This is a genomic window from Burkholderia sp. S-53 (assembly GCF_025560745.1).
Lineage (GTDB): Bacteria > Pseudomonadota > Gammaproteobacteria > Burkholderiales > Burkholderiaceae > Burkholderia > Burkholderia pyrrocinia.
Window position 1 is genome coordinate 43,851 of sequence record NZ_CP090482.1, and the last position, 13,460, is coordinate 57,310.

The following is a 13,460-nucleotide window of genomic DNA, read 5'->3' on the forward strand; positions in this document are numbered from 1 at the left end:
TGCCACGTGGCTTGCCAACCCGTTTCTTGCGACCCTTGATATCCGAACCGGCTTCCTCTTGGAATCGCTACAATTTATGTAGTCCTGATTTATATTTCTGTAATTTTTTATTCAAAAATTCGATTCATTCATGCTCGCAACGTGGATGTGAACGGAAGATCGACATGGGTAGCCACGTGATGCCGACATCACACTCTGAAGTCGTGGCTTTCCAGCTTTTGTCGCTTACTTTTTCACCACCTTCAGGCCGTCGCCGGCCGGCCTTGCGGCAACTACCGTGGCGGATATGGCATTACCTCCCGCCTTCGCAGACTGACTCGTCTGGCTCATCGCAACGATGCCCTCATCAGCCTGCGCAGCGACCTCTGCCACGTCGCTGACGTATGCGGCGACATTCGAGGCTTCGCTCGACCTGTCGGCAACGATGGCCGGCATGCTGCCGGACTCGGCCACCCCGACGCCCGGCGTCTCACTGGCGCTACCCTGTTTCCACGCGTCGATATACGACGTCGTGATGGATTCCACGAGTGACCGTGAACACCCTTCCGTAGCCAGCGGCACGCGTGACAGTTCGGCGGCGCAGGTGCCGGAATAAGCCCGTCCCTCGTCAGCATCGCGCGACGCGCAGTCCGCGCCGCGAGTGAAACCCTCGACCTGATGCATGACGTCCTGGTCGGGCGGCGGACTGGCGTCGCCCGAGACATTGCCGTCCGGGCTTACCGAGCCACTCGGCGCAGGTACTGTCAAGAAGATGCCGGTGCAGTTGCCGTTGTTCATCGTGCATGGGTCACCATCGCGCACGACCGCCTTGCCGCCTATCTTGACGGTGCCGCTGCCGCGTGTCGGCTTGACCTCGCCGCCGACCGTACCGGATTTGACGCCCATCGCGCTGCCAGCCTCGTCGCCGGTGCAGTTCGGCACGACACTTCGATCGAGCACACAGGCCGGCTTGCCGTTAAAGCGGACATTCGACGTCACGCCGGTCGACGCGCCGAGATCCGCGATGACGGGATACGGCACGGGCGGCGTAGCGCAGCCCATAGGCGTCTTGCAAACGTCGGGCGTATTGCCGATGGCCTTGAAGGTGCCGCATTGCCGAACCGCAACCTTATTGCTCATGGAAAAGTACTCCGCAGTCTGGGGCTGCTCCCTTTGCCGGCAGTGCCCGGAATCGAAGCGCAACGCGACTTGATGGCCCGCCCGGAAGAATGCGTCGGCATCACTTCGACGCTCGGGGGTGCACCATGGGTCAGGTGCGATCCACGCTGATCAAGCTGTTCCACTTTCGCACGCGCCTCGGCGGCGTGGCCGATCTTGTAACAGGCCCGGAATTCATCGGCGGCGTTCATCGTCATCCTGGCGTCCTTCGCGCTCATGCGACGCCCCCGTTGATGACATCGGACAGCGGCTCGCGCCGCGCGGACAGTCGCAGCTTTTCGCCGCGATCGATATAGCGCGCCTCGAAGCGCTGAGCATTCTTCGTGTTCCAGACTGTCGCGCGCCACACCAGCGTGACGTTCGGTTCCGCGGTCCCCGGCACGTCGATCAGCACCGTGTCGACTCGAAATGCAGCGAATTCGAGGGCACTACGGGTATAAAACCAACCCATTGGCAGATGACCGGGTAACGGCACTCGCAATTCCGTATCGCCGAGTGAGTTGACGAGCGCGCTTGCCGATCCCGGCGGCGAAAGGTTCGTGAGCACGATGGTTTCATCCCCTTTGAGAAGAGGAGCCTGCAACGCTCGATTTGCACCGTTCCAGTAGTCGAAGGTGAAGTTCTCCGGAAGCTCCGGATGCACGGCTTCCAGCCAATGCCGATCGAAGGTGCCAGCGAGGCTCCGGCGCGGCAACCATGCCCGCCCGGTCAACCCGAGGCCGGCAGGATCAGGCATGGAGGCCCCCTCTCCCGAGAGCGCGGCAGCCCAGCTTTGCGCGGTAACCCGTGCGTCTTCCCATTCGATCTGCGGCGCGGGAATGTATTCCGGTCGCGCGGCATCGATAAACCAGCGTTCCGCGTAACCCACGCCCAGCGGATTGGCTTCGCAAACGGTATGCGCGGCAGGAGGGTTCTCCCTGTCCGGATGATCCTGCTGCTGCGCCGCCGTCAGAAGAAACGCCTCCGGGATTCGCGCGGCGGCCTCGTCTTCCGTATCGATGCGACACTGACCGCCCCATGCATATTCATAGCGGATCGGCAAGGAGACAATCGGCTCCGGTTCGGCAAGCGCCCAGCTTCGCCCTCGCACAAAGCGCCGAGGTCCGGTCACGCTGATGCGACCGTCGAGCAAAAGACCGGAGGATGCACGATCGCGAGTCCTGCCAGCAGCGACGACGCGCACCGACGCGCCAAAGCGGGGAGTCGGCGACGCGTGTGGGGCATACGCGACAGCCGACACCACAACGTCGCACCGCGGTTTGTAGGGCGCGAGGTCGCTTTCCTCGATCACACTCGATCGGCCGCTCACGCCGTAGAAGCGATCCGTCGTGGCCAGCGGCTTTTGTGTCTCGCTGAGCACGAGTTCGCCGTCGCGCAACGCGAACGTCTGTCGAAGTACGACGGTGTGAAACCGCGCGCCGCCAGGTGCAGCCGATTCGAATGCCAATGCCGGAAACGGCGTGTAGTTTCGGAATTCCATAGCCAGTCGGTTCAGTTGATGTCGACGTCCTTGCCGTTGATCTGTACAGCCCCCGTGCCTTCGATCAGCAATTTCTTGCCGCGCAGCGTGATGGCGCCGCTCTTTTCCATGATGAAGATCGCATCACCGGACTTCAGTTCGAGCCGTTCGCCCGCGACGATCGTGCAGTTCTTCCCGACCTGCGTAACCTGCATTCCGTCGACCGTCACCGTACGGTCACGCTGCACGCTCAACGACTCGTCGTTCTCGACCTCGACGCGCATGTCTTTCTCGGCGTGAATCCATAACTCTTCGCTATCCTTCTTGTCTTCGAACCGAATCGCGTTGGCTGTTTCGTAACCGCCTTGCGTGGAACGTGTCAGTGTCCCGCTCTGCGTCGCGTTATCGGGCAACGGCCACGGTGGCATGTTGAGTGCGTTGTAGACGCGGCCCGTTACGACCGGTCGGTCCGGGTCGCCGTTTTCGAAATCGACAATGACCTCCGAACCTACGCGCGGAATGCTGATACTCCCGTAGTCGTTTCCTGCCCATGGGTACGACACGCGCACCCAGCATGACGAATTGTGGTCAATCACGGGCGAGCGATCCCAGTGGAATTTCAGCTTCACGCGTCCGTACTGATCGGTCCAGATTTCCTGCCCCTGCGGCCCGGTGACGATCGCTGTCTGCGGACCTGTCGTACGCGGCTTGAGCGCCGTACGCGGCGGACGGTACACGGTTGTCGTCGGCTGGACGACGAACGAACAATCGATGCGGTATTCGCCCATGCCGGTCGAGTCGCCGGCTTCGGTGGCCTTGAACTGCGCCTCGATCACCAGGTATTCACGATTTGCGCTGTCGTACGGAAAGCCCTTTAGCCGGAACGTCGCGCCGCATACCACGTTGCGCACGTTGCCGCCGCCCCGCGCGCGCGCGCCGAGCGAGAGCATTTCCTCCATCCGCAACCTTGCAATCCGCTCGCCGGCCTTCGGGTCTGCATAGTTCCCTGGCCACTCGTACCGCTCGAACTGGTTATGTGCCGTGTCTCGCTGCAGCGAATTTTCGACCCCGAGCTGGGCATCAGGCTTCTCGAAATTGAAGTCGTTTGTCGTCCAGCAGCCGGATTGGAGGCTTTCAGACGTATCGAACGTGTCGATATACTCCGTATCGATCTTTTGTCCCGGCGGGTAATACCGGAGCGTCCGATACGCGATGCTGTCGACCGGCTTGTGTGCGCCCAATTGATCCACGAGAACCATTCGATGCACTTTTTTCGAATGTTCGAAAAACCAGTAGATTCCGTGTTCCTGCATCAATCGCTGGATGAACGAGTAGTCTGTCTCTCCGTACTGCACCTGGTAAAGCAGCTCCGGATACTGCGCGCTCAGGCGCTTGTCATAGGAATACGTATATTTTCTCAACACCTCGTCGATGATCTCGATAATCGACTTCTTCTGAAAAATCCTGAAATCGGAGCGTTTGTCGGTCAAATAGATCCACGGCCGCAAGGTCAATCGATACCTGCACTGTCGGCTGGACTGCCCGGCAAAGACCGCTTCGGTGACGATGCCGCTGATTTCTCGTACGCTGTGGTCGGCATTCGCGCTCCCCGACATGCCAGGCGCAGCCGCTCCCATCCCGTCGAGCCGCACGGTCACGGTCAACTCCTTGCCGATCATGGCCTTGAGATCCAGGTTGGCCGCCTCCTTGCTCGACAGCGCCGGATCCGACGGCGTCAGAAACTCCAGCTCGTAGTGATAGATTTCCGACAAGCGCTCACTACCCGTCATGCTGCTGAGTTCCAGCATCGGGGCGCCGCTGGACGAGACGGGTAACGCGGGGCCACTTGCAGTGACGGTGCGGTTCTTGGAAAACGTCGGCATGAATGCAGCCCCTCCAGTAGATGGTCTCGATCGCCGGTCAACACCAACATGTGTTGCTTGCCTCTCGGTCGCGGCGCGACGCGCTCGCACCCCGTCCGCGCCTTCAACCACAATCTTCCGCAGCGCCGACGGCAGGACGGTTCTCGCGTTGCGGTTACCATTCGCTCTCCCATTGCGCAAGCAATTCCGCGGGCAAGGCCTTGACCACCTCGGCATAACGCTTGCCCACGAACTGTTCCGCGCGCCGCAGCAACACAGGAACCGGACTGCTTGGCTCGTGCTGCTCGAACCACCGGCAGGCCTCGCGAATGCGTTCGAGCGCGGCATCGCGATCAGCCGGCTCCGTATCGGTCCGCAGTCCACGCGCAGCGGCAGCCCGGCCTGTCGCGTCGTCGGCCGGCAACGCTACGGGTACGCCCGTCGCATCGCATCGCGACGCATCGTCGGACGGCAAGTCATCGACCATGCGCTGCGCGGGCGTGCCGACACGTCGATCATTCACGTCCACCACGTGACGCAGCAATCGGGTCAGTGGCGACAGGTCGGGAGCATGCGCGCCAAGGTGTTCTCGACTCCACGCATCTATCGAACCGAGACTCTCGAGCCCTCTGTCGAATCCGGACAGAACGGCCGGTTGCCGAGCGCGGAGTTCGTCGAGCTGCTGCGTCACCGATTCAGGCGTGAGCGCGTCGCTCGGGCGCGGATGCGCGAACGCCCGCTCGATATCGCGCACTTGAAGGCGCGTCGCAGTCGCCGTGGCAAGAACGATCTCCCGCACATCTGAAAGGAGTCCATCCGTATCGGTCAACGCCTGCAGCGCGTTCATGCGTATTTGAAGCGCCGCTTCGCGATCCGAGTCGACCGCCATTTGAGGGTGAATCACGTCGGGGAAGGCGGCCAGCCACGCGGCAAGCAAGCCGACTCCTTCGGCGAAGCCCGCAGCGGCGGCAAGACGTGTACGGCAACGCGTGAAGATGACAGCGAACCGCATATCCTTGCTGCGCATCATGAGCCGCCGGCAATCGCGATCCACGTCGCTCCAGCTCACCGGCTCCGGCGAGCCTACGAAGTCCCCATACTGCGCGTCCGGACGCGACGCGATCTTCGTGCAGAGCACCACGAACTCGGGATCGTATTCGAGGTCCGAACCGCACGGGGCCGTGCCACCAATGGGTTCCATCCAGTCATGAACGGTAACCGTGCCCGGCGGCTCCTTGCCGGTCGATTGCCTCTGCGATGTCGACTTTTTGCTGTTACCCATCGCCAACCTTCAGGCGCCGCGCCTGGCACGATCATCGCCATCGCGCGACGCGTGACATGCATGTTGATCCGGTTCGAAGCGCATGCCCGTGATCGGTTGATCGGAAGACGGTCGGCCCAGCCAACCTGACCAGCCAAGCTGCTGTGCCCCCCCGATCACCGCCGGCGGCGCACCCTGCGGCTTGATCCGCAATTCCAGCTCCCATTGGAATTCGTGGCCGACAAAGGTCCTCACCCATTCGACCAGCCGCGGCAAGAAGGCGCCCTGTGGCGTGAAGCGCAGATAGTCCGAGAAATCGAGCGGCCCGACGATGATGCGGAATCGGTGCTGGCGATCGGGTACCTGATCGCCGAGCATGGCCCCTTCCGCAATCGTCGAGGGTGCCCGAAGGCCGGCAAGCCGGCTGCGATCGCTCGGGGCCAGCGCGATCCAATGAAACACGTGCTCCTCGATGGTGACCGGTACACCGAAGTACTGCGCCAGCGTCGCGCGAAGCCCGTCCGGATTGCGCGCCTCTCGTACAAGATGTGCCGAAGCGGACAAGCGCGCATGCGCGGGCAGATGACCGTGGCGGATCTCTTCCGTATCCTGACCGATCAGGCTCGCTACATAGAACGAGAACCGCTCTCTCTCGGGCCGGTCGAGCCCGGCGGCGGATTGCCCCAACGCCCACGCGCGATACAGAAGCGTGAGGTAGCGATGGTGAAAAATGTCGAGAAAGGCGACGAGCGTCGGATCCCGCCGGCCCTCCTCGCGCTCACGCGCAATTTCGGTGACGTGGATCGGCAACGGCCCGTTCGGCCCGAGCATTCCCAACCCGAAGAGGCGCACTTTCAGTCGCCCGCGCGTCTCGCCCACGCTTGCGATCTCACGCGGCGCGAACGTCAGGCTTGGCTGCTGGCCCAGGCGGAACGGCTCCGCCTGCGGGCGTCGTGCCGTGCCGATCGGATCCACCCGCGGATCAGCGCCGATACGGCGGAGGAGCGTCAGGAAGCCGTAGCGCCACGGTTCCGCCTGCAGGCGCCGGAGAAACACCTCGGACAACGCCGCGTTTCGGGCGACGCCCCCTTCCGATGCATGTGCCATCATGCGACCCCGCGTGTGCCGATGCGCGCCGGCCAACGTGCGACTCGGCCGCGCTGCATCGAATGCAGTTCGGTTCGGGTGAAGGAATTGATCGAGACATGACGCGCCAGATAGTGTTCAAGTACCAGGCCGAACAGATAGGGGCTCATTCCGGAGAAGCCGTTTTCGTCAACGGTGAGTTCGCACTCGATACCACGTCCGAACACGAGCGGTCCGGCAACGGGAAGTTTGCACGTCACGGGTCTCGTCTGCACGCCCAGGAGGCTGTCGACCTGACGTTTATGATCAGCGTCGTCACTCGTCAGGAACAAACCCAGCATGTCACGGAGTCCTTGTCCGCCCGAACGGTGATCGAACTCATGTAGCGGCAAGTAATTGAAGTTCAGTTGCCTGATCAGGCGCCACGCCATTTCTCGCTCGGCAAAAGGCGCCTTTGGCGAGCTGGGCGCGCGAATCAGGCCGACGCTTTCGAGCGGCGCGTCGTCGGCAGCCGTGAGATCGGCGATGCCGTCACGCGGCACGAGGTTCGGCAGATCGCGGTTGGTCACCCACGCGTCGACCGACAGGTAACGAATATCCTCGCCGTACGGCGCTTCGTTCTGGTCGACGAGCGACACGAACATCTCCGTGCCGATATACGGCGTACGCGTGCCGTATCGGCGCGCCGAGTCCGATATCAGCCTGCGTTCGCGGCGCACCGAGAAGTACCGACCATGGTTGCCCTCGTCGTTGTTCAAAGTCTGGTACAACGGCCGGAATTCGCGTTCGGTCGATGTGGAGGAAACCTGGCCGCGCAGCCGCTCGACAGCAAACACTTCGTAGTCCATAGGCTCAAGGCGAGACGGCACGAGACGGAACTCCGTGTCGCTCTCCGAGAGTTCGATCTGATCCGTACGCTTCCGAAACAGATTGATGACCGGCGTGCAGAATAGCGCAAAGCGCGACGCGTCGACGAGATTGGCAAGCCGATCCGTCGCCTGGTCAAGCAGCACGACAATCTCGACGTCGCGGCCGTGTATACGGCTCAAACCCTCTCCAAGCCCGGTCAGCGTAAAGAAGTAGAACCGGCTCGGACACGCAAAGTATTCGTGCAGCAAGTTGTGGCCATGAAATTTCGACCAGCCGAGCGGCAACAGGCCTTGGTCGACATCCATGCCTTCGAGCGTCACCGCGTCCGACGAGACCGTGGATGGTGGATCGCCCGCAGTTGCAAACGCGCCGGGCGCGCCCGTCATCGATGCCACGCTCGCCGTGTGCAGCATTTCGAACAGGTGCGACGCAACCTGCTCGTCACCCGTCAAATAGACGGGCAGCCGGTCCAGTCCCTGCAAGTCGGCAATCCGCGCTTCATTGGTCGTACGAAGCCGCAGGCGCAATGCGCCACGCACGACGACGTCCTGCGGGACATACCGCTCGAGCGCCGGAATATCCGGCGGAATTCCGGTAAGCCTGGCCTCGACGATTTCGAGCGGATAGAGCGTGACATCCTGGCTGCTGCGGAACTGACAAGCTGTCTTCTCTCCGTCGGGCACGCGCGCCCGGAACACGGTGCCGCGTGCGATGCGAAAGCCATGCGCGAGATTGCCTTCGGTGCGGCTCGGATACAGCCGCGCGACCGCCATCGAGGGCGTAGGCGAGACGTAGTTCGGGTATATGACCTCGAGCAGTCGTTCCGTGAAGCGAGGGAATTCCGCATCGAGCTTGATCTGCAATCGCGCCGCCATGAAGCAGAACGACTCGATCAGGCGCTCGACGTACGGATCGGCCACCTCGCCGGCCTGCATGCCAAGCCTGCGTGCAATCTTCGGGTGCGCCTGCGCGAACTCCACGGCGAGTTCACGCATGTAGATCAGTTCCTGATTGTAGTAATCGAGTAGCCTTGGATCCATGGTGTGTCGTCGTTGATTGCTTCCGTCCGATCAACCCGCGCGCATACCGGTCACGCTAAGCTGGCCCGTTTCCAGATCGAGCGAACTCTGCACGATAAATTCGATTGGGTACGGATCCATGCGGATCATGCCGCGCACCGCGAATGAAAGCAGGTTGTACTGGGCACTGCCCCCGGCATCCGACAGCGGGCTGATCGACAGATCCTCCGGGCTCAGGCGCGGCTCGAAATCGAGGATCGCGCGCCTGATGATTTGCTCGATTTCCGTCCATTGACGCGACGCAACGAAGGCGCCGGCCAGGGGCGGCATGCCGAAGTTGACAGTCGATGCCGCAGCCTGTGGGAAGCGGGCCCGATCGATCAGGTCTTCGATGCTCGTCGTATTGAGCAGAAACGCCAGATCGCGTTGAACGATCGCGCGCATCTGTGCTCGATTGACCGCGTATTCGGCCGGTGCTTCATGCTGCCGAGACGGCGCGTCGTCGCGCAGGCGATCGAGCAGCGTCGGCAGCAGGTACATGTTTGCGCGACGGGGCGGTGCCATGCCGCGCAGTTCCGCGGCTCTACCCTTATCCGGCTCCATTGACTGCTCCTTCGCCCGGCAGGGCATGAATCGTTATGTCACCCGCCACGCCGGTGTCCGCGCGGGGCGCAACCGGGAAGCGCATCGGCAGCGGACTGTCGATACTCCACGCGTGGTGCTCGCGGCGCGCGAGTTCCGGCGGCAACGCAGCCAGTCGACGCGAAGCTGCAGCCTCGTATCCGGGCGGGGCGAAGAGCCGAAGTATCTCCGGCACCGGGTCGGGTTCATGCAACTTCATGACTTCGCTTTCCACCAGCGGGCCAAACGCCTGCTCCAATCGGCCATCACCGAAGAACCACGGTTCCATTGCGGCCAATCCACCCGTCGAGGCAGGCGGGCCCGACGACACATCGGCAGGTCCGGCGCCTGATTCGACCGCTGACGTGGCCTGAGGCACCCAATCCGCAGAGGCGAGCGACGCCCAAGGGTTATCGAGGGCGTGACAGTACTGATCATGCAACGTCGCGATCAGATCGTTCGACGCCGCATTCGTTTCACCGGACACATCTCGTGCGACGCCACAATCGATGTTTGCAGGCTCGCCGATCAAACCGAGTACGGCGTTGCTCCCGCGAAAATCTTCGTCGAGCTCGCTTTTCGACAACTCGGTGATGGGATCGGCGGCACGGTCGCGCATGCCGCTTGCATCGCGGACCGATGAGTCCGCGACTTGAATTGCTCCAGGCTTGGAGCGCATCGATGTCGGGTTTCCGCGAAGCAATCGAAAGGCACGCATGCGGCGAATCTCTGAATATCAATTTAATGTCATTCTAAACACGCCCCGTTACCACCTGTCCACAAATTCAAATCGACATGAAATTACATTTGAAGCATGCGATCGATCGGCGCCGACCACGACCCGCAACCCACGCGGCCCATTTGACCGATGTCGATCCATTTCCGGCTTCGCTTCAGTGCATCGCGGCCAGGACCTGTATACGAGTAAAGCGACACCGGCCCACCATTCGACAGGTTCATACACAAGCGGCGTTGCCTGCCGCGAGACGTCGTTCGCCTTTCGGCGGAAACATCAACACGGCAATCCAATTGTTTAATTTTAAACATTGCCATTACAAAACGAACACCAATGTTAATTCATAAATATTTTTATTTAATTTGTAACGCAACTCCTATTTCAAAATTCGCGCTTTGCTTTACGATGCTTACACCGAATTGGTACTGATTCACGATGCAAACCGCCACATGCGCTCGAGATTCGAACGCGCGAACCTGGCGCAGACAGTCTCTTTGCATTGACGCGCACCAGTTGTACGAATGGTCCGACACGTGTGGATCTGCACCGAGGTTCGAAGTGAAGCCGCCTGCACGATCGGGCAAATGTGCCGCGTGGTGGACATGATCTGCTCCACTCGCCGACCGCGAATGGCACAGGGCCGCTGTACGAATACAAGTTCTGGAGATGTCGCATGACGATTTCGCGCCAAGCGCTATTCGGCAAGCTCGGGGCCACGCTTTTCAGGAGCGCCGAGTCGGCCACGACTTTCTGCAAGCTGCGCGGCAATCCTTATGTCGAGCTTGTTCACTGGCTGCATCAGTTGCTGCAGCAACCTGATTCAGACTTGCACCGGATGCTGAGGCATTGCGGCATCGACCGCAAGGCACTGGATGGCGACATCGCACGCGCGCTTGGCGAGTTGCCCGCAGGCGCAAGTTCCATCATCGATTTTTCTCATCATGTCGAAGCCGCGATCGAGCGAGCGTGGGTGCTGGCGACGCTGAGCTTCAACGACCGGCGCGTGCGTGGCGCGTGGCTTGTCGTTGCGCTCGTGACGACCCCCGAACTCCGGCGTGTGCTGCTGTCGATCTCCGCCGCCTTCACCAGGATCCCGGTCTCCAACCTCGGCGAATCGGTGCTGCCATGGATAGACGGCTCGCCGGAAGCAAACGAGACCCCGTATGACAACACCGGCCTCGAGGCGATGCTTCCCGGCACGGCTTCCCATGCGATGCCTGCGCGATCGACGGGCTCTCCGCTCGAACAGTACTGCCTGGACATGACGGCAAGGGCACTCGCCGGTGAAGTTGATCCCGTTATCGGCCGCGAACAGGAAGTTCGCACCATGATCGACGTGCTGCTGCGCCGGCGGCAGAACAACCCCCTGCTCACCGGTGAGGCAGGCGTCGGCAAGACCGCGGTCGTCGAAGGTCTGGCGCTTGCGATTGCGAATCGCCAGGTGCCGCCCAAGCTTGCCGAAGCGCGCCTCATCAGCATCGACGTCGGCGCGCTTCTTGCCGGCGCAAGCATGAAGGGCGAGTTTGAAGCGAGGCTCAAAGGCGTGCTCGATGCGGCGGCAGCGTCACCCGTGCCTGTCATCCTGTTCGTCGACGAGGTACACACGCTGATCGGCGCCGGCGGCCAGGCGGGCACTGGCGATGCGGCAAACCTGCTCAAACCTGCGCTTGCGCGCGGCACCATTCGCACGATCGGTGCAACCACATGGTCCGAATACAAGCGGCACATCGAGAAAGATCCCGCCCTGATCCGCCGGTTTCAGGTATTGCAGATACCGGAGCCGGAAGAAGCTGCCGCGATCGCCATGGTGCGAGGTCTCGCCCCGACATTCGCCCAGCACCATGGCGTCTTCGTGCTCGACGAAGCCATTCGGGCATCCGTGATGCTTTCGCACCGCTACATCCCGTCGCGCCAGTTGCCGGACAAGGCGATCAGCCTGCTCGACACCGCATGCGCACACGTCGCGCTTTCGCAGCATGCTCCGCCGCGTGAACTTCAGAGGGTGCGCGATCAATTGCAAACAGCTCGCGCTGAACTCGATCTGCTAGAGAAGGAAGCGCGCATCGGCCTCGATGTCGACAAGGCAATCATGGCTGTACGCACACGTGTCGCCGAGGCACAGATCGACGAGGCCGCCATCGAGGCGCGCTGGCAGGCTCAGGTCGCCGCCGTACGGGCGCTGATCAGCGCGCGCGGCGAAGCCGAGGCGGACGACACCAATCCGGTTCCACACGGCGCACTGCGTGAACGCGAAGACATGCTTGCCGGCCTGCAGGGCGATATGCCGCTAGTCTTTCCGGAGGTCAGCGAGGCAATCGTTGCCGAAATCGTTTCGAACTGGACGGGTATCCCGCTCGGCCGCATGGTCACAGACGAAGTGGACGCCGTGCGAGTGTTGCCGGAGACGCTCAATGCACGCGTGATCGGCCAGCCCGAAGCACTGCGGCAAATCAGCGAGCGCGTCCAGACCGCGCGGGCAGGACTGACCGATCCGAAGAAACCGCTTGGCGTGTTCATGCTCGTCGGTCCTTCGGGCGTCGGCAAGACCGAAACCGCGCTCGCGCTCGCCGAAGCACTCTACGGTGGCGAACAGAATCTGATCACGATCAACATGAGCGAGTACCAGGAGTCGCACACCGTCTCCGGCCTCAAGGGAGCCCCGCCGGGCTATGTCGGTTACGGCGAAGGCGGGGTGCTCACCGAAGCGGTTCGCCGCCGTCCATACTCGGTCGTGCTGCTCGACGAAATCGAGAAAGCGCATCGCGACGTACACGAGATGTTCTTCCAGGTCTTCGACAAGGGTTATATGGAAGACAGCGATGGCCGATACATCGACTTCCGCAATACGACGATTCTGCTCACGAGCAACGTCGGCTCGGAACTGACAGCGCGCCTGTGTGGTGACGACGCGCCGGCGCCGGACGCGGATAGCCTCCGTGCCGCGCTCGAGCCGGAACTGCGCAAAGTCTTCCCCGCCGCCTTTCTCGGGCGCGTTTCCGTCGCGCCGTACCAGCCTCTGCGCGAAGCGTCGCTTGCTTACATCGTGCGCCTGCACCTCGATCGCGTCGTCCGGCGCATGGCCGAAAGTCACCGGATCGCACTTGTCTACGACGAGGCAGTCGTGAACTACATCGTCGGGCGATGCCTCGTTCATGAGACGGGTGCCCGCGTCCATATCGGCTTCATCGAGCAGCATGTGCTGCCGCGTCTCTCCGCACTGTGGCTCGATGCGTTCTCGGCGAAAGAAGTGCTCGAACGCATCGAGATCAGCGTCGCCGACCCACCGTGCACTTTCCCGGCCACGGCGCTGGTGTTCCGCAGCACATGCGTGGCGCCGGCAGACGATGCCGTGCGCGCCGTATCCGTCGAGCAGTCCTGCTAAACGCTG

General features: G+C 62.0%; 9 protein-coding genes and 1 pseudogene. 1 reads left to right on the forward strand and 9 read right to left on the reverse strand.

The genetic code is table 11. The features are described 5' to 3' along the window. Window positions 1-225: 225 nt before the first annotated feature. The 9 genes and pseudogenes from LXM88_RS00165 to LXM88_RS00205 form a co-directional block, all read right to left on the reverse strand. The gene (locus LXM88_RS00165; RefSeq protein ID WP_262531015.1) at window positions 226-1,119 is read right to left on the reverse strand and encodes a DUF4150 domain-containing protein; all 894 of its coding nucleotides are present in this window, start codon (window positions 1,117-1,119) and stop codon (window positions 226-228) included. Then, on the reverse strand, window positions 1,116-1,376 hold the full coding sequence (locus LXM88_RS00170) for a hypothetical protein (protein ID WP_262531017.1): 261 nt from the start codon (window positions 1,374-1,376) through the stop codon (window positions 1,116-1,118). The genes LXM88_RS00165 and LXM88_RS00170 overlap by 4 nt, the downstream gene beginning before the upstream one ends. Beyond that, the gene (locus LXM88_RS00175; RefSeq protein ID WP_262531019.1) at window positions 1,373-2,638 is read right to left on the reverse strand and encodes a DUF2169 family type VI secretion system accessory protein; all 1,266 of its coding nucleotides are present in this window, start codon (window positions 2,636-2,638) and stop codon (window positions 1,373-1,375) included. Before LXM88_RS00175 ends, LXM88_RS00170 begins: the two co-directional genes overlap by 4 nt. Before the next feature lie 167 nt (window positions 2,639-2,805). Next, window positions 2,806-4,500: pseudogene (locus LXM88_RS00180) on the reverse strand (type VI secretion system Vgr family protein); the annotation flags it as partial. Between the two features lie 154 nt (window positions 4,501-4,654). Beyond that, window positions 4,655-5,761 (reverse strand): ImpA family type VI secretion system protein, encoded by a 1,107-nt coding sequence (locus LXM88_RS00185; RefSeq protein ID WP_262531021.1) that lies wholly within the window; start codon window positions 5,759-5,761, stop codon window positions 4,655-4,657. Between the two features lie 9 nt (window positions 5,762-5,770). Beyond that, a complete protein-coding gene (tssG, locus tag LXM88_RS00190) occupies window positions 5,771-6,847 on the reverse strand; it encodes a type VI secretion system baseplate subunit TssG (protein WP_412524100.1) in 1,077 nt (358 codons plus the stop codon). Continuing rightward, window positions 6,847-8,736 (reverse strand): type VI secretion system baseplate subunit TssF, encoded by a 1,890-nt coding sequence (gene tssF / locus LXM88_RS00195; RefSeq protein ID WP_262531024.1) that lies wholly within the window; start codon window positions 8,734-8,736, stop codon window positions 6,847-6,849. The genes tssG and tssF overlap by 1 nt, the downstream gene beginning before the upstream one ends. 30 nt (window positions 8,737-8,766) lie before the next feature. Then, window positions 8,767-9,318, reverse strand: a complete 552-nt coding sequence (tssE, locus tag LXM88_RS00200) for a type VI secretion system baseplate subunit TssE (protein ID WP_262531026.1) — start codon at window positions 9,316-9,318, stop codon at window positions 8,767-8,769. Further along, window positions 9,305-10,015 carry a TagK domain-containing protein gene (locus LXM88_RS00205; protein WP_262531027.1) on the reverse strand — a complete coding sequence of 237 codons (711 nt, stop codon included), beginning with the start codon at window positions 10,013-10,015 and terminating at the stop codon, window positions 9,305-9,307. The genes tssE and LXM88_RS00205 overlap by 14 nt, the downstream gene beginning before the upstream one ends. 730 nt (window positions 10,016-10,745) lie before the next feature. On the opposite strand from LXM88_RS00205, the gene tssH reads away from it, so the two are divergent. Then, window positions 10,746-13,454, forward strand: coding sequence for a type VI secretion system ATPase TssH (tssH, locus tag LXM88_RS00210; RefSeq protein ID WP_262531029.1), 2,709 nt, complete (start codon window positions 10,746-10,748; stop codon window positions 13,452-13,454). The last annotated feature ends 6 nt before the right edge of the window (window positions 13,455-13,460 follow it).

Bases quoted from the DNA above. Each gene is read 5' to 3' on its own strand.
- LXM88_RS00165 (WP_262531015.1), bottom strand. From the start codon at position 1,119: ATGAGCAATAAGGTTGCGGTTCGGCAATGCGGCACCTTCAAGGCCATC.
- LXM88_RS00170 (WP_262531017.1), bottom strand. From the start codon at position 1,376: ATGAGCGCGAAGGACGCCAGGATGACGATGAACGCCGCCGATGAATTC.
- LXM88_RS00175 (WP_262531019.1), bottom strand. From the start codon at position 2,638: ATGGAATTCCGAAACTACACGCCGTTTCCGGCATTGGCATTCGAATCG.
- LXM88_RS00185 (WP_262531021.1), bottom strand. From the start codon at position 5,761: ATGGGTAACAGCAAAAAGTCGACATCGCAGAGGCAATCGACCGGCAAG.
- tssG (WP_412524100.1), bottom strand. From the start codon at position 6,847: ATGGCACATGCATCGGAAGGGGGCGTCGCCCGAAACGCGGCGTTGTCC.
- tssF (WP_262531024.1), bottom strand. From the start codon at position 8,736: ATGGATCCAAGGCTACTCGATTACTACAATCAGGAACTGATCTACATG.
- tssE (WP_262531026.1), bottom strand. From the start codon at position 9,318: ATGGAGCCGGATAAGGGTAGAGCCGCGGAACTGCGCGGCATGGCACCG.
- LXM88_RS00205 (WP_262531027.1), bottom strand. From the start codon at position 10,015: ATGCGCTCCAAGCCTGGAGCAATTCAAGTCGCGGACTCATCGGTCCGC.
- tssH (WP_262531029.1), top strand. From the start codon at position 10,746: ATGACGATTTCGCGCCAAGCGCTATTCGGCAAGCTCGGGGCCACGCTT.